Origin of the sequence: Curtobacterium sp. HSID17257, from assembly GCF_003989515.1 — a bacterium.
GTDB lineage: Bacteria > Actinomycetota > Actinomycetes > Actinomycetales > Microbacteriaceae > Curtobacterium.
In genome coordinates, this window is sequence record NZ_RBLU01000050.1 from 1 (window position 1) to 22,195 (window position 22,195).

A 22,195-nucleotide genomic window follows, 5' to 3' on the forward strand; every position below is an offset into this window, starting at 1 on the left:
TGGGGCGGGCAGCGGGACCCCCTTGCGCTCTCCCGCCCGTCAGGTCGTCGACGCGATCCGCGAGCTCGCCCGCGACCAGCGCGCCCCGTTCGTCGTCGCCGTCGACGTGCCGAGCGGCATCGACGTCGACACCGGTGCGGTGGCCGACGACCACGTGCTGCACGCCGACGTCACCGTCACGTTCGGCGGGGTGAAGGCGGGCCTGCTGACCGGCCCCGGTGCGACGCTCGCGGGCCGGATCGAGCTCGTGGACGTCGGCATCGGTGCGGACCTGGCGGCGCTGGAACCGCTGATCCGCACCTGACACCGGTCGGCGCCGGCAGGTGCCGGCGGCCAGCGGGACGCGCTCAGGCGGCGCCGGCGTCCACCCCGTCGACGACGTCGGGGCGTGCCTCGAGCCACGTGTCCACGAAGTGCCGGTAGTTCGCGGCGATGACCTGCTCGGCGGCCTCGTGGTCCAGCCCCCGCTGCACGACGTCGTCGAGCGCGTCCTCCCAGTTGCTCCGCCCGATGGCGAAGCCGACGAAGCCGTCGACGGGCGCGGCGGTCCGGAGCCAGTGGTCGAGCTGGTCCTGCGGGGCGTCGCGGCCCAGCACGATGCACTGCACGTGGTCACGACCCCCGGCACGGACGGCGGCGACGACGTGCTCGGCGTCCTCGGTGCGGTCGAGGCCCTCGAGCTTCCACACGTCCGGCTCGACGCCGTGCTCCTGCAGGTACCCGATCGTCTCGATGACGAGCCCCGGGCGGACGTCACGGTCGTAGTCGTCGGCGGACGCCTGCTGCTCGTCGGTGCCCGGGACGAGGAGCTCGACCAGGAACGCGCGGTCGGCATCGTGCAGGGCCTGCGAGACCTCGGCGAGCCGCCCGGCCTGGGCCTGCCGGTCCGCCTCGTCGAACGCGGGGTTGTCGCGCACCAGGACCTTCACGAAGTCCGGGTCGAACGCGTCCACGTGCGCGAGCCAGTCGTCGCCGTACTCGAGCTCGAACCAGTCACGGCCCGAGCGCTCGATCGGCATCGCGAGCTGCAGGCCGGCCTCGCGCACGAGCCGGGCGACGTCGGCGCCGTAGCGCTCGTCGACGAGCACGCCGGTGCGGGCGCGGGACGCCCCCGCGGCGAGCGCGGTGAGGACGCCGCGGTACACGAGCTGCTTGCCCGCGCGGACACGCTGTGCGTCGGCGTCGTCAGCGGGCTCGCCGGACTCGTCGCCGTACGTGTGCTCCAGGAGCGAGGACCGCTGGTCCATCGCGAGGAGGAAGAGGGGGTGCTGTTCGTCGAGGTCGGCCATGCCGCCATGCTGCTCGCACCCCCTCCGTCCGCGCTCAGTGGGCGCGGTACAGTTCCGGCTCCGGGAGCCCGTGGGCGGCGCGGATGCTGCGGGAGATCCCCTCGATCGCGACGAGCGCGTCGACGACGGCCTCGGCGGTCACGGGGAACGGCATGTTGTGGATCGTCTCGCTCTCCACGGTGGCGGCCTCGGCGACGGCCTGCAGCACGTCCCGGTCGTCGACGGTCAGACCGATCTCGGTCAGCGTGTTCGGCAGCCCGACCTTCGTGGTGAAGACGACGAAGTCCTCGATCTCGTCGGCCGGCGCCCCCTCGAGCACGAGCTGCGCGATCGTGCCGACGTTGACCTTCTGCCCGTGTGCGAGACCGTGCGCCTGGGGTGCCGCGGTCAGGCCGTTGTGGATGGCGTGCGCCGCGGCCAGGCCTCCGGACTCGAAGCCGAGCCCGGAGAGCAGGGTGTTCGCCTCGACGACCTTCTCGAGCGCGGGCGTGACGACCTTCGCCTTCACGGACTCGATCGCCTGGAGCGCGTTGTCGTGCAGGAGCTCCCACGACAGCCTCGCGAGCGCCACGCCGGTCTCGGTCTGCAGCCCGCCCGCCATGGTGTCGGCGTTCGCGCGCTTCGCCGCCCGGGCCTCGACCCAGGTGGCGAGTGCGTCGCCGATGCCCGCGACGAGGAACTGCACGGGGGCGTTCGCGACGAGCTTCGTGTCGATGAGCACGAGGTCGGGGTTGTGCGGGAAGAAGCGGTACTCGATGAACTCGCCCTCCTCCGAGTACACGACCGCGAGGGCTGAGGTCGGGGCGTCGGTGCTCGCCGCGGTCGGGACGCTCGCCCAGCGGATCCCGGCGAGGTGCCCGGAGGCCTTCGCGGCGTCGATCGCCGAGCCGCCGCCGAGGCCGACGACCACGTCCGAGTCCGTCTCGCGGATCCTCGCGGTGAGGTCGTCGATCGCCTGCGGGGTGGCGAAGCGACCGAACCCCACCCGCTCGACCGGCAGCCCGGCGGCGTCGAAGCTCGTGCGCACGGCGTCCTCGACGATGCCCCACACCACGTCGTCGGCGACGAGCAGCGGGCGCTTCCCGATCGGTGCGACGAACTCCCCGACGCGGGTGATGGCATCCTTGCCCTGCACGTAGCGGGCGGGGCTCATGAGGGTGCTGATCGGAGTGACCATGGTGCTGTTTCCTTCCGGGTCGAGCGTGCTGTTGTACGACAGGTGTCGGGGTCGCCGACGGACCGGACGCTACGCGGGTCGGCTGCGGGTACGGTCGGCGGCATGACGTTCAACGAGGACTCGCAGCTCAGCGGCGGGAAGGTGAAGCGCCGCGGGCGGACGGCGGCGATCGGCGGCGGCGGTGTCGGCGTCGCGGCGATCGTGGTCTTCCTCATCGCGCAGTTCACCGGGGTCGACCTCAGCGGCATCGTCGGTGACGGGAGCGGCACCACGCAGATCCAGCAGCAGGACGAGACGGTGCAGCCGGCCGAGGAGTGCCGCACCGGCCGTGACGCGAACCAGCGGGTGGAGTGCCGGATGGAGGGCGCCGCGGAGTCGCTCGACGCGTACTGGTCCGACGAGGCCGACGCCCTCGGCATCGCGTACACGACGCCGGGCTTCTGGCTCTTCGACGGGTCGACGGACACCGGGTGCGGCCAGGCCTCCGCGTCGACCGGCCCGTTCTACTGCCCGCCGGACCGCGCGATCTTCCTCGACACCGCGTTCTACGACGACCTGCAGTCCCGGTACGGATCGTCCGGCGGCCCGCTGGCGCAGATGTACGTCGTCGCGCACGAGTGGGGGCACCACGTGCAGCAGCTCCAGGGCACCTTCGCCGACACGGACCGCTCCGGCACGGGAGCGTCGTCGGGCAGCGTCCGCGTCGAGCTGCAGGCGGACTGCTACGCGGGCTCCTGGGTCGGATCGGCTGCGACCACCCACGACGCGAACGGCGAGACGTTCTTCGAACCGGTCACGCAGGCGCAGATCGCCGATGCACTGTCCGCGGCGAGCGCCGTCGGCGACGACAGCATCCAGGAGCGTGCGACGGGTCGGGTCGACCCCGACTCCTTCACGCACGGGTCCAGCGCGCAGCGCCAGGCGTGGTTCACGCGGGGCTACGAGCGCGGGGCGACCGCCTGCGACACCTTCAGCGTGCCCGGCTCGCAGCTGTAGACCCGTCCGTCGGTCGGTCGACCGTCTCGCGACGTCAGCCGGCGGACGCGCTCGCGGAGGGGGTCGGCGTGGCCGTCGGCGACGGCGTCGCGTCGGACGCACCCGCCGCCGACACCACGAAGGTGCGGAAGTCGTCGTTGGTGATCGGCGCGGTCAGCTCGTACTGCTTGCCGTTCACGAGCACCAGGGGCGGCCCGGGGAACTCGCTGAGCGACGACCCGGGGATGTCCCCACCCGTCACGTCGGCCGTGCGCTCGTCGACCCACTTGGCGAAGGTCTGGTCCTGGATGCAGTCGCGGATCGCCGCCGTTTCCCGCACCCCGTCGACGCCGGTCACGAGCCGCTCGAGCTGCGCGTCGGTGAGGCCGGAGGTGCCCTGGTCGGGCTGCCGCGCGAAGAGCGCCTGGTTCACGGCGTAGAACTGGCCGGGCGACCGGTCCGCGACGCAGGCAGCGGCGTTCGCGGCGCGCAGCGAGTACTTCGTGCCCTGCGACCGGTTCGTCAGCACGGCGACCGGGTGGATGTCGACCGTCGCGGCGCCGGAGTCGACCAGGCTCGCGATGTAGTCGCCGTTCGCCTTCTCGAACTGCGCGCAGGTGTCGCAGAGGTAGTCGACGTACATCGTGATCCGCACCGGGTCGGAGGCCCCGGTCGCGCTCGGCGACGGGGTCGAGGCGGAGTCGACCGGCTCGAGGTCCTGCCCGATGGTGATGCCGCCCTGCGACATCGTCGACGGCCCGGGACCCGCGGGTTGCACCGAGTCGACCAGCACCAGCGTGACGACCGCCACCGCGGCGAGGAGCACGGCCCCGAGGCCGATCTGCAGCCCGAGGCGGGTCCCGCGCTGCCGGCGCTTCTGCTGGGCTCGCGCTCGCTGGGCCCGCTGGCGTGCGGCCTCTCGTCGTTCGTTGCGCGCGGCGCGTGCGTCACCCTCGGGGCGGTTGGTCATGCGTCGATGGTCCTCACGTTGATCCTGACGTCCGCACGGCCTCGCCTTCCCCCGTACGCCGGACGGACCCGCCGATCGTAGTGGTCCTTCCTGGGACCAGCCAACCAGGTCGGACCGTGCACTGGCGCTGGCGGGGGAAGTCGTGTTGTATGAGCAACGATGGTCGACGACGACCATCCGGGGCCCCCACGGGCAACCGCTTCACTACGGATCGTCCGGCACGTACCTGCCGGTGAAGGAAGGATCGAACGCTCATGGCGTCCGTCACCTACGACAAGGCAACCCGTCTCTACCCCGGAGGCACCCGCCCCGCGGTCGACTCCCTCGACCTGGACGTCGCCGACGGCGAGTTCCTCGTCCTCGTCGGCCCCTCGGGCTGCGGCAAGTCCACCTCCCTGCGCATGCTCGCCGGCCTCGAAGAGGTCAACTCCGGCGCGATCCGCATCGGCGAGCGCGACGTCACCGACGTCCCGCCGAAGGACCGCGACATCGCGATGGTGTTCCAGAACTACGCGCTGTACCCGCACATGACCGTCGCCGAGAACATGGGCTTCGCGCTCAAGATCGCCGGTGTCGGCAAGGAGGAGCGCGCCACCCGCGTGCAGGAGGCCGCGAAGCTCCTCGACCTCGAGCAGTACCTCGGCCGCAAGCCGAAGGCGCTCTCGGGTGGTCAGCGTCAGCGCGTCGCGATGGGCCGCGCGATCGTCCGTCAGCCGCAGGTGTTCCTCATGGACGAGCCGCTGTCGAACCTCGACGCCAAGCTCCGCGTCCAGACCCGCACCCAGATCGCGTCGCTGCAGCGTCGTCTCGGCGTCACCACGGTCTACGTCACGCACGACCAGACCGAGGCCCTGACCATGGGCGACCGCATCGCGGTGCTCAAGGACGGCATCCTGCAGCAGGTCGGCTCGCCGCGTGACCTGTACGAGAAGCCGAACAACGTGTTCGTCGCCGGCTTCATCGGTTCGCCGGCCATGAACCTGCTGCCCGCCGACGTCATCGAGGGCGGCATCCGGTTCGGCACGCTGAACCACCCGCTCGACCGCGACACCCTGTCGAACGCCCGTTCCGGCAACATCACCGTCGGCATCCGCCCCGAGGACGTCATCGTGTCGACCTCGGGCGAGGGCCTGCCGGTGACGGTCGACGTGGTCGAGGAGCTCGGCGCCGACGGCTACCTCTACGGTCACGCCGACGTGAACGGCCAGCGCACCGACATCGTCGCCCGCGTCGACGGTCGCTCGCACCCGTCGATCGGCGACACCATCGTGATCACGCCGAAGCAGGGCCACGTGCACGCCTTCGACACCGAGTCGGGCGAGCGCCTGGACGACAAGGCAGTCGTCAGCGCGTAACGCTGGAACAGCCGGACAGGAGGCGCGGTGCCAGCTGGCACCGCGCCTCCCGTCCGTGAGAGACCACCGCACCAACAGGAGCCACCCGTGCCCGACTCCATGTCCATCACCGCCGCCACCGTCGACCCCGGCCTGCTCGACCTGCCGTGGGACCGACCGCTCGAGGACTGGCCGGACGACGTCATCGTCGCCCTGCCGAAGGGCATCTCGCGGCACCTCGTGCGGTTCGTGCACCTGAGCGGGTACGTCGCGGCCGTCAAGGAGACGGGCGAGGAGGTCGCGCGGTCCGAGTACGAGATGCTCCGGACGCTGCAGCGCATGGACGTGCCGTGCGTGGACCCCGTCGCGGTGATCACGAACCGTGTCGACGAGCACGGTGAGCCGCTGCACCCGGTGCTCGTCACCCGGCACCTGCGGTTCTCGCTGCCGTACCGTGCGCTCTACTCGCAGACCCTGCGGCCGGAGACCGCCACCCGTCTCGTCGACGCCCTCGCCCTGCTGCTCGTCCGACTGCACGTCATCGGCTTCTACTGGGGCGACGTCTCGCTGTCGAACACCCTGTTCCGCCGCGACGCCGGAGCCTTCGCCGCGTACCTGGTCGACGCCGAGACCGGCAAGCTCTACCCGGGCGGGCTGTCGAACGGGCAGCGCGAGAACGACCTCGAGGTGGCCCGCGTGAACATCGCCGGCGAGCTCCTCGACCTCGAGGCCGGCGGGCGCCTCGACGAGAACGCCGACGCCGTCGACGTGTCGAACCGCATCGTCGCCCAGTACCGGATCCTGTGGAAGGAACTGACCGGCACCGAGCAGTTCGACATCAAGGAACGGTGGCGCATCAACGACCGGGTCGAGCGGCTCAACGCGCTCGGCTTCGACATCGAGGAGCTCTCGATCCACACGACCGAGGGCGGCTCGCAGGTGCGCATCCAGCCGAAGGTCGTGGATGCCGGGCACCACCAGCGCCGACTGCTGCGCCTGACGGGTCTCGACGCCGGGGAGAACCAGGCACGGCGGCTGCTCAACGACCTCGACGCCTACCGGGCGCGGAACGGGCGTGACCAGCTCGACGAGGAGATGGTCGCGCACGAGTGGGTGTCGCGGGTCTTCGAGCCCGTCGTCCGCTCGATCCCGCGCGACCTGCGTGGGCGGCTGGAGCCGGCCGAGGTCTTCCACGAGCTGCTCGAGCACCGCTGGTACATGTCCCAGGAAGAGGAACGGTCGGTCTCGCTGCCCGAGGCCACGACCGCGTACATCAACGACGTGCTCCGGCACCGTCGCGACGAGCGGCTGCTCATCAACCCGCCGACGTCGTCGATGACGCTGCCGATCCCGGTGGTCGACGACGACGACGCGCTGGCCGACGAGGACGACGTCGAGGACTGGCGCACCACGGTCTGACGGTCCCGCGCCCGTCCCCGCCCGTCTGCGCGCGCTCGCGCGAGCGGGCGAGATCTGTCGCGATCGGTGGCGTCGGGCGACGATTCCCGCCCGACGGACGTCCGTCCCGCGGCGTGTCCTGCCCGCTCGCGGGACGCCCACCGGACGGACTGGAGGCCCGGTGCCGGTCTCGTGGACCGGCACCGGGCCTCCAGGTGGTCGGGTGGGTACCCGCTGCGCCACCGCGCAGCGCGCGCCTACTCGGCGCGACGGCGCCGGGCGACCTCCCACAGGGTGACGCTCGCGGCGATGCCCGCGTTGAGGGACTCGGTGGCGCTCGAGATCGGGATCGAGACGATCGCGTCGCAGGTCTCGGTGACCAGGCGCGACAGCCCCTTGCCCTCGGACCCGACGACGATCACGATCGGCCGGTCGGCGAGCTCGAGGGCGTCGAGCTGCACGTCCCCGTCGCCGTCGAGGCCGAGCACGAACAGCCCCATCGACTTCAGCGACTTGAGGGTCTGCGTCAGGTTCGGCGCCATCGCGACGGGCGTCCGGGCAGCGGCACCCGCACTGGTCTTCCACGCCGACGCGGTCACGCCGACCGAGCGGCGCTGCGGCACGATGACGCCGTGGCCGCCGAAGGCCGCTGTGGAGCGGATGATCGCACCGAGGTTGCGCGGGTCGGTGATGCCGTCGAGGGCCACCATGAGCGGGACCTGGTCGCGGGAGAACGCACGCTCGGCGATCTCCTCGGCGACGGCGTACTCGTAGGCCGGGACCTTAAGCGCGACGCCCTGGTGCACGCTGTCGTGACCGGTGATGCGGTCGAGCTCCGGCCGCATGATCTCCATGATCGGCACACCGCGGTGGTTCGCCAGCGCCAGGATCTCCTTGACGCGGTCGTCCACCTCGATGCGGGCGGCGATGTAGAGGGTCGTCGACGGGGTCTTCGTGCGGAGCGCCTCGAGCACGGAGTTGCGCCCGGTCACGAGCTCGGAGTCGTCGCTCTTGCGCTGCGGCGGACGGCCGGTGCGCTGCTGCGGCGAGCTCGAGGCACCGTGGCGACCGCGGGCCGCGTCGAAGCGCTCCTTGGCCGCCTTGCGCTTGCCGGCGGGGTGGTACGGCCGGTCCTCGGCCTTCGGCGTCGGCTTCCGACCCTCGAGCGCCTGTGCGCCCTGGCCGCCGGAGCCGACCTGCTTGTTGCCCTTGCGGCCGGAGCGGACGGCGCCGGGCCGGCCCTTCTTGCTCCCCGAGACGTTCTTCATTGCTCTCTCCTGTCCGGCACGGCCGTTGTCAGGCGATGCTCCAGCGTGTTCCTGCTGCGGTGTCCTCGATGGTGATCCCCGCGGCTGCGAGGTCGTCCCGCACCCGGTCCGCCGTGGCGAAGTCGCGTGCAGCACGGGCGTCGGCGCGCTCCTGCACGAGGCGGTCGACGAGCGCGGCGAGCGGTGCGGCCGAGACGTCCTGCGCACCGCCGGACCAGTGGGCCGCTCGCGGGTCGATGCCGAGGACCTCGACCATGGCAGCCACCTGATGGTACGCGGTCGCGAGCGCTTCCGCATCGTCGGCGTCGAGGGCGGCGTTCCCGGCGCGGACGGTCTCGTGCAGGACGGCCAGTGCCTGCGGGACCGCGAGGTCGTCGTCCATCGCGGCCGCGAAGGCGTCGGGCACGGCCGGGGCGTCGCGGGGGACGACCCCCTCGAGCCGGGGTTCCGCGCGGGTCAGGAAGCCCTCGATCCGGTCGTACGCCGCCTCGGCCTCGGCCAGGGAGCCCTCGTGGTGGTCGATGGACGACCGGTAGTGCGCGGCGCCGAGGAAGTACCGGACCACGGCGGGACGGGCGGACCCGAGGAAGTCCGCGGCGAAGATCGAGTTCCCGAGGGACTTCGACATCTTCTGCCCATCGACGGTGACGAGCCCGTTGTGCAGCCAGTGACTCGCGAAGGCGTCGCCCGCGGCGGTCGACTGCGCGAGCTCGTTCTCGTGGTGCGGGAAGCGCAGGTCGAGACCACCGCCGTGGATGTCGAACGCCGGCCCCAGGTAGCGCCGCGACATCGCGGAGCACTCGATGTGCCAGCCCGGGCGGCCCGGACCCCACGGGGAGTCCCAGGTCGCCGTCGTCGGCTCCCCCGGCTTGGCACCCTTCCAGAGCGCGAAGTCCCGCGGGTCGCGCTTGCCGCGGGGGTCGGCGTCGGTCGCTTCGACCATGTCCTCGCGGCGCTGGCGCGTCAGGGCACCGTACGACTCCCAGCTGCCCGTGTCGAAGTACACGTCACCCGTGCCGTCGGCCGCGGCGTAGGCGTGCCCGCGTTCGATCAACCGCTCGATGATCTCGTGCATCTGCGGCACGCTCGCGGTCGCCCGGGGCTCGTACGTCGGCGGCAGGATGCCGAGGGCGTCGTAGGCCGCGGTGAACTCCCGCTCGACGCGGTACGCCCGGGCGAACCACGGCTCGTCGGTGCCCGCGGCGAGGTCGAGGACCTTGTCGTCGATGTCGGTGACGTTCCGCACGAGGGTCACCCGGTACCCGCGGTACGTCAGCCACCGGCGCCACACGTCGTAGACCAGCGCGGAGCGCAGGTGACCGATGTGCGGGGACGACTGCACGGTCGGGCCGCAGACGTACATGCTCACCTGTCCGTCGACCAGCGGGGCGAGGTCGACGACGGCTGCGGCGCGGGAGTCGTACAGGCGAACGGTCACGCCCCAAGCCTAGGACGTCGGGCGTCGAGGGCGCCGGAGCCGGGCGGCAGCGCTCCGCTCAGACCGGACGGACGACGGCGGTCGCGATCGCCGCGAGCCCCTCGCCCCGCCCGGTCAGGCCGAGGCCGTCCGTCGTCGTGCCGGAGACGGCCACCGGTGCACCGACGACCGCAGCCAGGGCGGACTGCATCTCGTCCCGTCGGGCACCGATGCGGGGGCGGTTGCCGATCACCTGGACCGTGACGGACGTCGGCACCAGTCCGGCCGCCCGCAGGAGCTCGACGGCCCCGTGCACGAAGACGTCGCCGGACGCGCCGGCGTACCGCGGCTCGGACGTGCCGAAGCGGCCGCCGATGTCCCCGAGCCCGCCCGCCGACAGCAGGGCGTCGCAGACCGCGTGCGCCACCGCGTCACCGTCGCTGTGCCCGGAGAGCCCCGGTTCGCCGGGGAAGTCGAGCAGCCCGACGCGGCACGGCGACGCCGCGTCGAACGCGTGCACGTCGACGCCGAGGCCGACCCGGACGACGGGCACCGCAGCGGCAGCCCCCGTCGCCGCGGCCCCGGTGCGGGAGGCCACGAGCGCCTCGGCCCGTGCGAGATCCCACCGCGTCGTGATCTTGAAGGCGTCGGCGTCGCCCGGCACCGTCCGCACCGTGCCGCCCGCAGCTCGGTACACCCCGGCGTCGTCGGTCTCGGACTGCACGGCGACCGCGTAGGCGTCCCGGAGCCGGGCGAGCGGGAAGACCTGGGGCGTCTGCACCCCGACGAGCGCCGACCGGTCGACGGTCTCGACCACGACGTCCCCGTCGACCCGCTTGACGGTGTCCGTGACGGGCAGGGCCGGGACGACGCCGTCGCCGGTCTCGCGGGCCCGGGCGAACACGGCGTCGAACTGTGCCGCCGGCGTCAGGCAGCGAGCGGCGTCGTGCACCCCGACCCACTCGATGCCGTCCGGCAGGGCGTCGAGGCCCGCCTGCACCGAGGCGTGCCGGTCGGCTCCGCCCGCGACGACGGCGGTCAGGTCGACCGCGGGCCCGGCGACGGCGGCGACCAGGGCGCGGCACTCGTCGAGCCGGGCCTCCGGCGCGACGACCACGACGACGGTCGGCTCCGCGAGGGTGACCACGGTGCGAACGGCACGCGTGAGCATCGGCTCCCCCGCGACGGGGACGAACGCCTTGGCGTCGCCGATGCCGAGCCGGGTGCCGGACCCCGCCGCGACGACGACGACCGCCCTGCTCACCCGGTCGGGGAGCAGGGCGGTCGTCGTGGTGGCGTCCAGCTGCGGTTCGCGCTAGGAGGCGAGGACCTCGTCGAGGACGGTCGATGCCTTGTCCTCGTCGGTCTTCTCGGCCAGGGCGAGCTCGGAGATCAGGATCTGCCGGGCCTTGGCCAGCATCCGCTTCTCGCCCGCGGAGAGTCCGCGGTCCTGGTCACGGCGCCAGAGGTCGCGGACGACCTCGGACACCTTGATGACGTCACCCGACGCCAGCTTCTCCAGGTTCGCCTTGTACCGGCGCGACCAGTTGGTGGGCTCTTCCGTGAAGGGTGCCCGCAGGACCTCGAAGACCTTGTCGAGGCCTTCCTTGCCGATGACGTCGCGGACGCCGACCAGGTCGACGTTGTCCGCCGGCACCTCGATCGTCAGGTCACCCTGCGTGACGCGCAGCTTCAGGTAGACCTTCTCCTCGCCCTTGATGACGCGCGTCTTGACTTCAGAGATGGTTGCCGCCCCGTGGTGGGGGTAGACGACGGTCTCGCCGACCTCGAATTGCATGTATCAGGCTCCGTTCCCAGGACCCCCAGTTTACCACAAGGACCTTTCGGGTAAGGGGCCTGGGCGGCCCGCACCCCCGACGATCGGTAGGATGGGCGCGGACCGTCTGGTCCACATCGTGATCTTCCGGAGGAATCTCTTGCGAGCTCGGGTACTCGTGTCCGTCGCCGTTGCGGCATCCATCGCGCTCGGCGCCACCGGCTGCGAGTTCATGTCGCCCGCGCACACCAAGGAGATCAAGCAGATCACCGACGGCGTGAACGTCAGCACCGGCTCGATCGACATCCGGAACGCGCTGTTCATCAGCGACCAGGAGGACGACGCCCGCTTCATCGGCACGATCGTCAACACCGGGTCGAAGGAGGTCACGCTCTCGATCGAGGTCGGTGGCGACACGCAGACCGTCGTCGTCCCGGGCAACAGCCGTGCCGACCTCGGCGCGAACACCCCGAACGCGTCCCGCTCCTCCGAGGCCGGCTCCGAGGAGGGCAACGCCGGACAGGGGTCGCAGGTCGCCGACTCGAAGGCCGTCCTGTTCGACGCCTCCGACGTCGTCCCCGGCTCGCTCGTCAAGACGTACTTCTCGTACTCCGGCGCCGAGGGCGTGTCGGCCAGCGTCCCCGTGCTGACCAGCGCGCTCGAGGAGTACCAGACGCTCGCCCCCTCCACCTCGCCGTCGGCCACCCCGTCGATGCGCTCCACCTCGCCGTCGGAGAGCGGCTCGGAGCCGACCGGTGACGCCACCGCTCCGGGGACGCAGTCGGGCGACTCGCAGACCGACTCGTCCGAAGGCGACAGCGGCACCAACTGAGCATCGCGCGCCCGACCGGCGCGACGCACGCAAGCAACGCAACGCACTGGAGGCCCGGTGCCGGTTCTCGGAACCGGCACCGGGCCTCCGGTGCGTCGCCGGTCAGCCCTCGATCCGGTACCCCAGGCCGCGCACCGTCACCAGGACCTCCGGGGTGCTCGGGACACGCTCGATCTTCGAGCGGATGCGCTTGATGTGCACGTCGAGCGTCTTCGTGTCACCGAAGTAGTCCGACCCCCACACCCGGTCGATGAGCTGTCCGCGGGTGAGCACCCGACCGGCGTTGCGGAGCAGCAGCTCGAGCAGCTCGAACTCCTTCAGCGGCATCGGCGTCTCGGACCCGTCCACCGACACGGTGTGCCGCTCGACGTCCATCCGGATCCCACCGACCTGCAGGATGCCGCTGTCGCCCGGGTCGTCCTCCGTGCGCCGGCGCAGGACCGCCCGCAGCCGGGCCAGGAGCTCCCGGGTCGAGTACGGCTTCGTCACGTAGTCGTCCGCGCCGAGCTCGAGCCCGACGACGATGTCCACCTCGGAGTCCTTCGCGGTGAGCATGATGATCGGCACGTTCGAGCGCGTCCGGACCTGCCGGCAGACCTCGGTGCCGCTCAGCCCGGGCAGCATGAGGTCGAGCAGGATCAGGTCGGGGTTCTCGGCGTCGAACTTCGACAGCGCGGTCACGCCGTCCGCGGCGACGGCGGTCTCGTACCCCTCGCGCTGCAGGAGGAACTCCAGGGGCTCGCTCAGGGCCGGCTCGTCGTCGACGATGAGGATCTTGGTCACGATGGCTGCTCTTCCAGTTGCTCTTCGAGTGCGGTGGTGAGGTCGGGATCCGCCTCGGGCAGGCGGATGGTGAAGGTCGAGCCCTTGCCGGGCTGCGACCAGACGCGGACGTCGCCGCCGTGGTTGCCGACGACGTGCTTGACGATGGCGAGCCCGAGGCCGGTGCCCCCGGTCGCCCGGGACCGGGCGGGGTCGACGCGGTAGAAGCGCTCGAACACGCGGTCGAGGTCGGCCTCGGGGATGCCGACGCCCTGGTCGGTCACCGCGATCTCGACGAAGCCCTTGGTGGAGCGGACGCCGACGCCGACACGGGTGTGGTCCGGGGAGTACTTGACGGCGTTCGCGATGAGGTTCGACACCGCGACCTGCAGCAGCCCCGGGTCGCCCATGACCCGCAGCTTCGACCGCTTCGCCCGGACGATCTCGATCTCCCGGGCGCGGGCGACGACCTCGTTCGCGTCGACCGCGGCCTGCACGATCTTGTCGACGGAGGTCTCCTCGCTGCTCTCGAGCGTGTCGACCGACTGCAGCCTCGACAGTTCGATGATGTCCTTCGTCAGCGCCCCGAGCCGCTCGGACTCGGTGATGAGCTGCCCGGCGAACTTCTTCACGTGCTCCGGGTCGTCGGCGGCGACGACCAGGGTCTCGGCGAGGAGCCCGATCGCCCCGATGGGTGTCTTCAGCTCGTGCGAGATGTTCGCCACGAAGTCGCGCCGGACCTCGTCGATGCGGCGACTCTCGGTCAGGTCGTCCGCGGTGACGAGCACGTACCGGTTGCCCAGCTGCGCAGCCCGGAAGCTCAGGTAGCCGACGAGTTCCCCGCTGCGCCCGCGGGGCAGCTCGAGGTCATCGGACGCCATCTCCCCGCTCCTGCGCACCCGGTCCACCAGGTCGGCGAGCTCGGCGTGCACGAGCTTCCGCCGCACGACGAGCCCGACGGTCAGTGCCTGCGGCGAGGCGGCGACCACCGTGTTCGACGGGTCGACGACCACGGCCGGGTTGTGCATCGTGGCGATGACCGCGGCGACGCCGTCGGGCAGCGTCCGTTCCGCGACGTCGGCTGCCCGGGCCGTGCGCTCCGCCGTGATGACCAGCACCACGACCCCTGCGCCGAAGACCCCGCCGAGGAGCATCGACAGTGGCACGAGCCACGCGTTGTCCATGCCGCCAGTGTAGGGATCGTCACGCGGGGTTCGGACGCCGTTCACCCCCCTCCGGCGCAGTTCCGCCCCCGGATCGGGAGGTGTTCAGCCGCAGGTCACCGTTCGTTCACCTGGGCTGACGACACTCGTCCGGTACGCATCAGAGAGGCACATCCCCCATGCGCGAAGTCTTCCAGCAGGAGCTCCAGGACGTCCAGGAGCGTCTGACCGAGATCGCCGGACTCGTCGAGTCCGCCATCACCCGTGCGACCCAGGCGTTCAGCGACTCCGACGTCGCCCTCGCCGAGGAGGTGATCGCCGACGACGCCAAGATCGACCACGCCGCGAACAGCCTCGACGAGATCGCGATCGACATCCTCGCCCGGCAGGCGCCGGTCGCCCGTGACCTCCGCGTCGTCGTGACCGCGCTGCGCGTCAGCTCGTCGCTCGAGCGCATGGGCGACATGGCCGAGCACATCGCGCAGCTCGCCCGTCAGCGCTTCCCCGAGAAGGTCGTGCCGAAGGGCCTGCGCGGCACCTTCAAGCAGATGGGCGCGCACGACGTGCAGATGGCGCAGAAGCTCACGCGCCTGCTCGCCACCGAGGACATCGCCCTGGCGGCGGAGATCCGCGACGAGGACGACGCCGTCGACGAGCTGCACGCGAGCGTGTTCGACTTCGTGCTCGGCGAGACCTGGAAGGGCAACCCGATCGACACGGTCGACGCGACGCTGGCCTCGCGCTACCACGAGCGCTTCGCGGACCACGCGGTGTCGATCGCCAAGAAGGTCGAGTACCTGGCGACGGGCGACTGGACCGGCGCCGCGTCGGTGACGACCTCCCCCGCCTGACGGGTTCTGCCAGGATCGTGGCATGGCTCAGGTCGCGATCGTCGTCAACGGGATGCCCGGTTCGGGCAAGAGCACGGTGGGCGCCGCCCTGGCCGAGGTGCTCGGCTGCCCCTTCCTGTCGAAGGACCGCATCAAGGAACCCCTGGCCGACGTGGTCGGTCCGATGATCGGCTCGCGCGAACTCGGTGGGATCGCGATGGACACGATGTGGTCGATGGCGCGGGCCGTCGAGAACGGGGTCGTCCTCGACGCCGTCTGGCTGCCGTCCCGTGACCGCGACCGTCTGGAGGCCGGACTCGCCTCCGCCGGGTCGCCGCGTGCCGTCGAGGTGTTCTGCCAGGTCGACCGGGTCACCGCCGCGGACCGGTTGCGTGACCGGTACGAGCCCGGCACGATGCCCGTGCGGCACGAGGTGCACGGGGACCTGGCGGAGATCCTGGCGTTCTGGGACGAGCACGGCGACCAGGCAGCACCGATCGGGCTGCCCGGGGTGCCGGTCGTGCGGGTGGACACCGGCCGGCCGTACGACGTCGGGGCCCTCGTGCAGGAGATCGCCGACCACTTCGTCTGAGCTGTCCCGGGTGCACGAACGCCCCGCCGGTGTCCAGCGGGGCGTTCGTCGTGCTGGTGCTACTTCTTGGCGCCCTGGGCAGCGACCGCGGCGGCACCGGCAGCGGCGGCCTCGGGGTCGAGGTAGTACGAGGGCTTCGTCGGACGGAAGTCGTCGTCGAGCTCGTACACGAGCGGGATGCCCGTCGGGATGTTGAGGCCCGCGATGTCGTCGTCGGAGATGCCGTCGAGGTGCTTCACGAGGGCGCGGAGCGAGTTGCCGTGCGCGGTGACCAGGACGGTCTTGCCCTCGCCGAGGTCCTTCGTGATGTCCGACTCCCAGTACGGCAGCAGTCGGTCGATCACGAGCTTGAGCGACTCGGTGCGGGGCAGCTGGTCACCGAGGTCGGCGTAGCGGCGGTCCCCGGCCTGCGACCACTCGGCGTCGTCGGCGATGGGGGGCGGCGGGACGTCGAACGAGCGACGCCACTCCATGAACTGCTGCTCGCCGTACTGCTCGAGCGTCTGGGCCTTGTCCTTGCCCTGCAGGTCGCCGTAGTGGCGCTCGTTGAGGCGCCAGTCGCGCTTCACCGGCAGCCAGGCGAGGTCGGCCTCGAGCAGGGCGATGTCCGCCGTCTGGATCGCACGGGTCAGGAGCGACGTGTACAGGACGTCCGGCACGATGCCCGAGTCGGCGATGAGCTCGCCGGCGCGCTTCGCCTCCTTCTCGCCCAGCTCGCTGAGCCGGACGTCGACCCAACCGGTGAACAGGTTCTTCTGGTTCCAGTCACTGTTGCCGTGACGGAGCAGGACGAGCGTGGAGGTCATGCGTCCGAGTCTACCGAGCGCCGCACCGCCGTTCCGGGTGCCCGTACCCTGGGAACCATGCCCATCGGGAACGTCACGCGCGGGACCACCGGGTACAACCGGCTCCGTCGTGTCGACCGGTGGATCGCCGCGCTCCCGGTCCTGCGGCGGACGGACGCCCCGCTCGTCGCCGACGTCGGGTACGGCGCCCGGCCGACGACGACCCTCGAGCTCCGGGACCGGCTGGCCCGGGTCCGCCCCGACGTCGAGGTCACCGGCATCGAGATCGAGCCGTCGCGGGTGGCGCTGGCGAACGCCGGCACCCGCGACGGGGTGACGTTCCGGCTCGGCGGCTTCGAGACGCCGACCCCCGACGGCCGCCCGCCCGCCGTGATCCGGGCGTTCAACGTGCTCCGGCAGTACGACGAGTCCGCCGTCGTGGACTCGTGGCGGATCATGCAGGACCGCCTCCAGCCCGGCGGAGCGCTCGTCGAGGGCACCTGCAACGAGGTCGGCCGGGTGGCGTCCTGGGTGACGCTCGACGACCGAGCACCACACACCTTCACGGTGTCCCTGCGGGTCGCCGACCTCGAGCTGCCGAGCATCGTCGCCGAGCGGCTGCCCAAGGCGTTGATCCACCGGAACGTCCCCGGGGAACGGGTGCACGCGTTCCTGCTCGACCTCGACCGCTCGTGGGCGGTCGCCGCACCCCTCGGCACGTACGGCCCCCGCCAACGGTGGATCGCGACGGTGCACGGCATGCGCGACCGGGGCTGGCCGGTGCTGCACGGGGTGAGCCGGTGGCGCCTGGGCGAGCTCAGCGTGCCCTGGCCGGCCGTCGCCCCCGCCTGAGCGCGACTACGAGCGGCGGACGGCTCCGAGCCGGGGCAGGCGCGGCACGTTCGCCGTCGCTCCGGCCTCCGGCGGGACGATCGTCTCCTGCGCGGCGGTGACCACGACGTCGTCGACGGTCAGGGTCAGGACCGCAGCGGGGTCGAGCGACCGCTTCACGACCGCGAGCCCGACCGGCCCGAGCTCGTGGTGGAGCGCCGAGGCGGTGAGCCGTCCGACGTCCTTGCCGTCGAGCTCGACCGCGGTGCCCGGCGCGGGGAGCACGCCGTCCGACCCGTCCAGGTGGAGCATCACGACCCGGCGCGGCGGGTGCCCGAGGTTGTGCACCTTCGCGACGGTCTCCTGCCCGCGGTAGCAGCCCTTCGACAGGTGCACGGCGGAGCGGAGCCAGTCGAGCTCGTGCGGGATCGTCCGCTCGTCGACGTCGCCGAGCACGGGGCGCCACGCGGCGATGCGCAGCGCCTCGAACGCGAGGAGCCCCGCGACCGGCGCGTCCGACGCCGCCAGGGCGACCGCGGTGTCCGGGGTGACCACGTCGATGCGGAGGGTCCAGTCGGAGCCGGGGTGGGCCTCCAGGGCGGCGTAGCCCCACCCGCCGGGCGTGACCGACGACCACGGGTCGACCCACTCGACGAGCACGTCGTCCGGCGATGCCGACCCGTCGAACCGGCCGAGGGTGACGAGGTCGGCCGACCGGTCGGCGACCTCGACGCGGAGCATGAAGCGCATCGAGTCGAGCCAGGCCGCGAGCGGAGCCGCGTCGGCGGCCTCGGTGAGGAGCCACGTGACCTCGCCGTCGTCGACCACCCGGGCGGCGTGCTCGACGCGGCCGGACTGGTCGAGGACCAGCGTCTCGGTGCTGACGCCGGGCTCGAGCCCGGTGAGCAGCTGCGACGTGATCGAGTTCAGCCAGGACAGGCGGTCGGGGCCGCTGACCATCACGACGCCGAGCCCGAGCTCGACGACCGCACGGCCGGCGGCGAGCGCCCGCTGCTCGCCGACGGGGTTGCCGAAGTGGGCGGCGGGACCGGCCTCGGTCGCGACGAACCCGTCGCGACCCGCGAAGACCGACATCAGTCGACCTTCGCGAGCTGCCCCGAGGCGTGCGAGGTGAGCTGCTGCCCCAGCGCGGCGATGTCCCACGCCCAGAAGAGCTTGCCCTCGACCAGGCCGTACAGGCGGGTCGCGGCGGAGTAGTCCTTCGCGTTCGGCGAGCGCATCACGGCGTCGGTGGCCAGGTCGATCCGGCCCTTCCTGACGCGACCGACGTAGAGCTCGTTGACGCCCGTCGGGTGGATGATCGCGGCCTCGACGTCGAAGCCGTCGGTCGTGTTCCGGAGCGCCTCGACGCTCTCCACCGTGCTGAACGGCGCGGGTCCGTCGCCCATCAGCATCGCGGGGCCGCGGTCGCCCGGCTCGTTCGGACGGTCGATGCGCCAGTAGCCCATCTCGGCGGCGAGGGGCGTGTGGTCGTCGTCGAGCAGCCACGTCGTCGAGGAGTAGTTGAGGTACGGCAGGCCGTCGTGGCTGAAGCTCACGCGCTGACCGAACTCGTACTTGCGGGGCTCGTCCTCGTCGCCCACGGGGTACTCGACCACGCCCGTGCCCTCCCAGACACCGACGAGCCAGGACAGCGGGACGAGCTCGGGCGCCAGGCCCTCCGGCAGTTCGATCAACGCTGACCCTTGAACAGCTTCACGACGACGACGACCGAGATGAACGCGATCGCGAGCGACGCCAGGCCGAGGAGGCCCACGTAGAACAGCTCGAGCGCAAGCAGCGAATCCATGCGGCGAGTCTACGCGGGACGCCTGACGGCGCCAGGGCCGGACGCCGCGGGTCGCGCGGTCGCGCGGTCGCGGACCGCGCGGTCGCCGGTGGCTCAGCGCGCGAGCAGCACCACGGCCGTGACGAGCACGACCACGAAGGCTCCGGACGACGCGATGCTGATCCGTTCGACCAGTCCGTCCTTCGTCGCGGTGATGAGCTGCAGCACGAAGCTCACGAGCACGCAGAGCACGAAGACGAGCAGGAGCCAGGCGAACGAGTCCTTCTGCGTCAGGGCCAGCACGAGCACGGCACCGACGACCGCGAGCACCCACACCGGCAGCACGGAGGTCAGGCGCAGGCGGCGCTGGTCGAGGGGCGGGACGGGCTCGGTCACGCGCTCCATCATGACAGGGCCTCGTCGAGGTGGTGCCCGCCACGACCGGCGCGGGTGCGCGGACGCCGGTGCCCGCCTCGACCGACCGGCCGGTCGGCGGGCCGCCGCCGGGGCATCACTAGGATGGCTCCACGACGTCCCCTCGTTCTGGAGGTCCTGTGGCCCAGCTCCTGGTACTCACCTCAGCCGCGCCCGGCGACGTCCTGCCGAGTCTCGGTCTCCTGAGCCACCGGATCCGCCACGTCCCCGCCGAGGCCGCCCAGCTGGTCAACGCCCCGCAGAGCGACCTGATGTTCGTCGACGCCCGTCTCGACCTCGTCAGCGCCAAGGCCCTGTGCAAGATCCTCGCGACGAGCGGGTCGACGACGCCGATCATCCTCGTCGTGACCGAGGGCGGGCTCACCGCGGTGAACAGCGAGTGGAACGTCGACGACGTCGTGCTCGAGAGCGCCGGCCCCGCCGAGGTCGACGCCCGCGTCCGGCTCACCACGGGCCGCGCCGCGAAGAACCCGTCGGGGTCGAAGATCCAGGCCTCCGGCGTCGTCATCGACGAGGCCAGCTACTCGGCGAAGGTCCGGGGACGGCCGCTCGACCTCACCTTCAAGGAGTTCGAGCTCCTGCGCTTCTTCGCCTCGCACCCGTCTCGCGTGTTCACCCGCGAGCAGCTCCTCAGCGAGGTGTGGGGCTACGACTACTTCGGCGGCACCCGCACGGTCGACGTGCACGTGCGACGCCTCCGCGCCAAGCTCGGCGACCTCGAGTCGCTCATCGGGACGGTCCGCAACGTCGGCTACCGCTTCAACGTGCACGACGACGAGGCCGAGCGTCTGGCGGGCCAGTAGTGCTCGCCGTCGTCGAGATGCTCGCCGCCGCCTCGGTCGCGGCGGGCGAGGCCCCGCCCTTCTCCGACCAGACCCTGGTCGACGTCCGTGCCGGCCGTGCGACCGTGGTCGGGGACGAACGCGGGGTCGCCGTGGTCCGTGACGGCGAGCTGGAACTCGTCGTCGCCCGGGAGGCCCGTGGCCGGGGCATCGGATCGGCCCTCGTCGCGCAGGTGACCTCCGAGGGCGCCGGGGGCGCGGCGGCAGCTCCGGGTGCTCCGCACCTCGCGTGGGCGCACGGCGACCACCCCGCCGCCCGGGCCCTCGCCGACCGGCACGGCTGGGCGCCGGTGCGCACCCTGCTGCAGCTCCGGGCTCCGGTGGCGGACGCCCCGCCCTCGGTCGACCTGCCGGACGGACACCGGCTCGACGCCTTCCGCGCCGGCGACCCTGCGGACGAGGACGCCTGGCTGACCCTGAACGCCGCGGCCTTCGCGCACCACCCCGAACAGGGCCGCATGACCCTCGAGGACCTCCGTGCCCGCGAGGCCGAGCCGTGGTTCTCCGGCGACGACCTGCTGCTCCTGCGCGACGCCTCCGGTGCGCTCGCGGGCTCGTGCTGGCTCAAGGTCGAGGACGGCACCGGCGAGTTCTACGCGGTCGCGGTCCGGCCCGACCTGCAGGGGCAGGGGCTCGGCGGCGTCCTGATGCGCGCGGGCTCGGCCCGCCTGGCCGGTCGCGGGCTGACCGCCGCGGCGCTCTACGTCGAAGGCGACAACGAGCCGGCGCTCGCGCTGTACCGTCGCTCGGGCTTCACGCAGCACGCGATCGACGTGCAGTACGAGCGCGGCCCCGGCCGGTAACATGACGCCAGGTCGACGAGGGGTCGGCCGGGGGCAGTCGGGGGCAACGTGACGGAGCAGGGTCGGGCGCAGTACGGCCGCGGTGAACCGCTCGGTGCGTCGTACCGCTTGGTCGACCTGCTCGGCACGGGTGCGACCGGCGAGGTCTGGCGCGCCGAGCACACGGCGACCGGCGAGCACGTCGCCGCGAAGCTGCTGCGTGCCGAGCTCGCCGCCGACCCGACCGTCGTCGAACGCTTCGTCCGCGAACGCACCGTGCTGCTCGGCCTGCAGCACCCGTCGATCGTCCGGGTGCGCGACCTCGTCGTCGAGGGCGACCGGCTGGCGATCGTCATGGACCTGGTCGGCGGGGGCTCCGCGCGCGACCTGCTCGCCGGCGCGGGGACGCTGCCGCCGCGTGACGCCCTGACCATCACCGCCGAGACGCTCAATGCCCTCGCCGTCGCGCACGAGCAGGACGTCACCCACCGCGACGTCAAGCCCGACAACGTGCTGCTCGCCGCCCCGTGGGCCCCCGGCGCGACCGGTGACGTGCGGGTGTCGGACTTCGGCATCGCGTCGGTGATGGCCGACCGGCAGCGCACCACGACCGGGCTCCTCGGCACACCGCAGTACATGGCGCCGGAGTCGATCAGCCAGGGGCGCTCGGGGCCCGCGGCCGACGTGTACGGCGCCGGAGTGATGCTCTACGAGCTGCTCGCCGGGCGCACGCCCTTCGCCGGGCCGGGCACCGACTTCGCCGTCGCCTACCGCCACGTGACCTCGGACCCGCCGCAGCTCGACGTCCCCGCGTCGCTCTGGTCGGCGGTGTCGACGATGCTCGCCAAGGACCCGGCCGCACGACCCGCGGCCGCCGACGCCGCGGCCACCCTGCGCCGCCTCGCCCGGCAGCTGGCCGACGCCCCCGCCCTGACCCCGACGACGGA

The 22,195-nt window shown here is 72.1% G+C and carries 24 protein-coding genes; 11 read left to right on the forward strand and 13 right to left on the reverse strand.

Annotated features, from left to right (window positions below):
* The coding region (locus D8M35_RS09450; protein WP_274542771.1) for an NAD(P)H-hydrate epimerase at positions 1 to 304 on the forward strand (304 nt) is incomplete at its 5' end.
* A gap of 43 nt (positions 305 to 347) precedes the next feature.
* On the opposite strand, the gene D8M35_RS09455 is transcribed toward D8M35_RS09450, so the two are convergent.
* A complete protein-coding gene (locus D8M35_RS09455) occupies positions 348 to 1,289 on the reverse strand; it encodes a 2-deoxy-5-keto-D-gluconate 6-phosphate aldolase domain-containing protein (protein WP_126891633.1) in 942 nt (313 codons plus the stop codon).
* Positions 1,290 to 1,323: 34 nt separating this feature from the next.
* On the reverse strand, positions 1,324 to 2,466 hold the full coding sequence (locus tag D8M35_RS09460) for a glycerol dehydrogenase (protein WP_126891634.1): 1,143 nt from the start codon (positions 2,464 to 2,466) through the stop codon (positions 1,324 to 1,326).
* Positions 2,467 to 2,568: 102 nt separating this feature from the next.
* Here D8M35_RS09460 and D8M35_RS09465 point away from each other — a divergent pair, with 102 nt between their 5' ends.
* Positions 2,569 to 3,462 carry a neutral zinc metallopeptidase gene (locus D8M35_RS09465; protein WP_126891635.1) on the forward strand — a complete coding sequence of 298 codons (894 nt, stop codon included), beginning with the start codon at positions 2,569 to 2,571 and terminating at the stop codon, positions 3,460 to 3,462.
* Positions 3,463 to 3,496: 34 nt separating this feature from the next.
* Here D8M35_RS09465 and D8M35_RS09470 read toward each other — a convergent pair whose 3' ends face one another.
* Positions 3,497 to 4,411, reverse strand: a complete 915-nt coding sequence (locus D8M35_RS09470) for a thioredoxin domain-containing protein (protein WP_161972637.1) — start codon at positions 4,409 to 4,411, stop codon at positions 3,497 to 3,499.
* A gap of 254 nt (positions 4,412 to 4,665) precedes the next feature.
* Between D8M35_RS09470 and D8M35_RS09475 the strand changes: the two genes are divergently transcribed.
* Entirely contained in the window at positions 4,666 to 5,766 is a 1,101-nt protein-coding gene (locus D8M35_RS09475; RefSeq protein ID WP_126891637.1) for an ABC transporter ATP-binding protein, read from the forward strand.
* An 87-nt stretch (positions 5,767 to 5,853) separates the two neighbouring features.
* Positions 5,854 to 7,164, forward strand: a complete 1,311-nt coding sequence (locus tag D8M35_RS09480) for a DUF4032 domain-containing protein (protein ID WP_126891638.1) — start codon at positions 5,854 to 5,856, stop codon at positions 7,162 to 7,164.
* Between the two features lie 236 nt (positions 7,165 to 7,400).
* Here D8M35_RS09480 and rlmB read toward each other — a convergent pair whose 3' ends face one another.
* Genes rlmB through D8M35_RS09500 form a run of 4 tightly spaced genes read right to left on the reverse strand, consistent with a single transcriptional unit; the run spans position 7,401 to position 11,626 of the window.
* Positions 7,401 to 8,411: a 23S rRNA (guanosine(2251)-2'-O)-methyltransferase RlmB gene (gene rlmB, locus D8M35_RS09485; protein ID WP_126891639.1), complete on the reverse strand. Its 1,011-nt coding sequence runs from the start codon at positions 8,409 to 8,411 to the stop codon at positions 7,401 to 7,403.
* 28 nt (positions 8,412 to 8,439) lie between these two features.
* The gene (gene cysS / locus D8M35_RS09490; RefSeq protein ID WP_126891640.1) at positions 8,440 to 9,849 is read right to left on the reverse strand and encodes a cysteine--tRNA ligase; all 1,410 of its coding nucleotides are present in this window, start codon (positions 9,847 to 9,849) and stop codon (positions 8,440 to 8,442) included.
* A gap of 58 nt (positions 9,850 to 9,907) precedes the next feature.
* Entirely contained in the window at positions 9,908 to 11,092 is a 1,185-nt protein-coding gene (gene ispD, locus D8M35_RS09495; RefSeq protein WP_126891641.1) for a 2-C-methyl-D-erythritol 4-phosphate cytidylyltransferase, read from the reverse strand.
* Positions 11,093 to 11,143: 51 nt separating this feature from the next.
* Complete coding sequence (locus tag D8M35_RS09500) at positions 11,144 to 11,626, reverse strand: CarD family transcriptional regulator (protein ID WP_017888066.1); 483 nt, start codon at positions 11,624 to 11,626, stop codon at positions 11,144 to 11,146.
* 157 nt (positions 11,627 to 11,783) lie between these two features.
* On the opposite strand from D8M35_RS09500, the gene D8M35_RS09505 reads away from it, so the two are divergent.
* Positions 11,784 to 12,437, forward strand: a complete 654-nt coding sequence (locus D8M35_RS09505) for a hypothetical protein (RefSeq protein WP_126891642.1) — start codon at positions 11,784 to 11,786, stop codon at positions 12,435 to 12,437.
* 102 nt (positions 12,438 to 12,539) lie between these two features.
* On the opposite strand, the gene D8M35_RS09510 is transcribed toward D8M35_RS09505, so the two are convergent.
* Together D8M35_RS09510 and D8M35_RS09515 are read right to left on the reverse strand one after the other, a co-directional pair.
* Complete coding sequence (locus tag D8M35_RS09510; protein ID WP_126891643.1) at positions 12,540 to 13,220, reverse strand: response regulator transcription factor; 681 nt, start codon at positions 13,218 to 13,220, stop codon at positions 12,540 to 12,542.
* Positions 13,217 to 14,383, reverse strand: a complete 1,167-nt coding sequence (locus D8M35_RS09515) for a cell wall metabolism sensor histidine kinase WalK (protein ID WP_126891644.1) — start codon at positions 14,381 to 14,383, stop codon at positions 13,217 to 13,219. The genes D8M35_RS09510 and D8M35_RS09515 overlap by 4 nt, the downstream gene beginning before the upstream one ends.
* A gap of 158 nt (positions 14,384 to 14,541) precedes the next feature.
* On the opposite strand from D8M35_RS09515, the gene phoU reads away from it, so the two are divergent.
* Positions 14,542 to 15,213 carry a phosphate signaling complex protein PhoU gene (gene phoU / locus D8M35_RS09520; RefSeq protein WP_126891645.1) on the forward strand — a complete coding sequence of 224 codons (672 nt, stop codon included), beginning with the start codon at positions 14,542 to 14,544 and terminating at the stop codon, positions 15,211 to 15,213.
* A gap of 22 nt (positions 15,214 to 15,235) precedes the next feature.
* On the forward strand, positions 15,236 to 15,784 hold the full coding sequence (locus D8M35_RS09525) for an AAA family ATPase (RefSeq protein ID WP_126891646.1): 549 nt from the start codon (positions 15,236 to 15,238) through the stop codon (positions 15,782 to 15,784).
* 59 nt (positions 15,785 to 15,843) lie between these two features.
* Here the strand turns inward: D8M35_RS09525 and D8M35_RS09530 are convergent, their stop codons facing one another.
* Positions 15,844 to 16,590: a phosphoglyceromutase gene (locus tag D8M35_RS09530; protein ID WP_126891647.1), complete on the reverse strand. Its 747-nt coding sequence runs from the start codon at positions 16,588 to 16,590 to the stop codon at positions 15,844 to 15,846.
* Positions 16,591 to 16,647: 57 nt separating this feature from the next.
* On the opposite strand from D8M35_RS09530, the gene D8M35_RS09535 reads away from it, so the two are divergent.
* The gene (locus D8M35_RS09535) at positions 16,648 to 17,421 is read left to right on the forward strand and encodes a class I SAM-dependent methyltransferase (protein WP_174234730.1); all 774 of its coding nucleotides are present in this window, start codon (positions 16,648 to 16,650) and stop codon (positions 17,419 to 17,421) included.
* 6 nt (positions 17,422 to 17,427) lie between these two features.
* Here the strand turns inward: D8M35_RS09535 and D8M35_RS09540 are convergent, their stop codons facing one another.
* The 3 genes from D8M35_RS09540 to D8M35_RS09550 all read right to left on the reverse strand — a co-directional run bounded on the left by D8M35_RS09540 (position 17,428) and on the right by D8M35_RS09550 (position 19,585).
* Positions 17,428 to 18,495 carry a folate-binding protein YgfZ gene (locus D8M35_RS09540; protein ID WP_126891648.1) on the reverse strand — a complete coding sequence of 356 codons (1,068 nt, stop codon included), beginning with the start codon at positions 18,493 to 18,495 and terminating at the stop codon, positions 17,428 to 17,430.
* The gene (locus tag D8M35_RS09545) at positions 18,495 to 19,097 is read right to left on the reverse strand and encodes an FABP family protein (RefSeq protein ID WP_066656691.1); all 603 of its coding nucleotides are present in this window, start codon (positions 19,095 to 19,097) and stop codon (positions 18,495 to 18,497) included. Before D8M35_RS09545 ends, D8M35_RS09540 begins: the two co-directional genes overlap by 1 nt.
* 206 nt (positions 19,098 to 19,303) lie before the next feature.
* On the reverse strand, positions 19,304 to 19,585 hold the full coding sequence (locus D8M35_RS09550) for a hypothetical protein (protein ID WP_126891649.1): 282 nt from the start codon (positions 19,583 to 19,585) through the stop codon (positions 19,304 to 19,306).
* A 158-nt stretch (positions 19,586 to 19,743) separates the two neighbouring features.
* Here D8M35_RS09550 and D8M35_RS09555 point away from each other — a divergent pair, with 158 nt between their 5' ends.
* From D8M35_RS09555 to D8M35_RS09565, 3 genes are all read left to right on the forward strand, one after another.
* Positions 19,744 to 20,427 carry a response regulator transcription factor gene (locus tag D8M35_RS09555; RefSeq protein WP_126891650.1) on the forward strand — a complete coding sequence of 228 codons (684 nt, stop codon included), beginning with the start codon at positions 19,744 to 19,746 and terminating at the stop codon, positions 20,425 to 20,427.
* A complete protein-coding gene (mshD, locus tag D8M35_RS09560; RefSeq protein ID WP_126891651.1) occupies positions 20,427 to 21,269 on the forward strand; it encodes a mycothiol synthase in 843 nt (280 codons plus the stop codon). The genes D8M35_RS09555 and mshD overlap by 1 nt, the downstream gene beginning before the upstream one ends.
* 48 nt (positions 21,270 to 21,317) lie before the next feature.
* The coding region (locus tag D8M35_RS09565) for a serine/threonine-protein kinase (RefSeq protein ID WP_148113350.1) at positions 21,318 to 22,195 on the forward strand (878 nt) is incomplete at its 3' end.

Bases quoted from the DNA above. Each gene is read 5' to 3' on its own strand.
- D8M35_RS09540 (WP_126891648.1), bottom strand. From the start codon at position 18,495: ATGTCGGTCTTCGCGGGTCGCGACGGGTTCGTCGCGACCGAGGCCGGT.
- D8M35_RS09455 (WP_126891633.1), bottom strand. From the start codon at position 1,289: ATGGCCGACCTCGACGAACAGCACCCCCTCTTCCTCCTCGCGATGGAC.
- D8M35_RS09530 (WP_126891647.1), bottom strand. From the start codon at position 16,590: ATGACCTCCACGCTCGTCCTGCTCCGTCACGGCAACAGTGACTGGAAC.
- D8M35_RS09515 (WP_126891644.1), bottom strand. From the start codon at position 14,383: ATGGACAACGCGTGGCTCGTGCCACTGTCGATGCTCCTCGGCGGGGTC.
- D8M35_RS09525 (WP_126891646.1), top strand. From the start codon at position 15,236: ATGGCTCAGGTCGCGATCGTCGTCAACGGGATGCCCGGTTCGGGCAAG.
- D8M35_RS09475 (WP_126891637.1), top strand. From the start codon at position 4,666: ATGGCGTCCGTCACCTACGACAAGGCAACCCGTCTCTACCCCGGAGGC.
- D8M35_RS09460 (WP_126891634.1), bottom strand. From the start codon at position 2,466: ATGGTCACTCCGATCAGCACCCTCATGAGCCCCGCCCGCTACGTGCAG.
- D8M35_RS09465 (WP_126891635.1), top strand. From the start codon at position 2,569: ATGACGTTCAACGAGGACTCGCAGCTCAGCGGCGGGAAGGTGAAGCGC.
- D8M35_RS09535 (WP_174234730.1), top strand. From the start codon at position 16,648: ATGCCCATCGGGAACGTCACGCGCGGGACCACCGGGTACAACCGGCTC.
- phoU (WP_126891645.1), top strand. From the start codon at position 14,542: ATGCGCGAAGTCTTCCAGCAGGAGCTCCAGGACGTCCAGGAGCGTCTG.
- rlmB (WP_126891639.1), bottom strand. From the start codon at position 8,411: ATGAAGAACGTCTCGGGGAGCAAGAAGGGCCGGCCCGGCGCCGTCCGC.
- D8M35_RS09500 (WP_017888066.1), bottom strand. From the start codon at position 11,626: ATGCAATTCGAGGTCGGCGAGACCGTCGTCTACCCCCACCACGGGGCG.
- D8M35_RS09470 (WP_161972637.1), bottom strand. From the start codon at position 4,411: ATGACCAACCGCCCCGAGGGTGACGCACGCGCCGCGCGCAACGAACGA.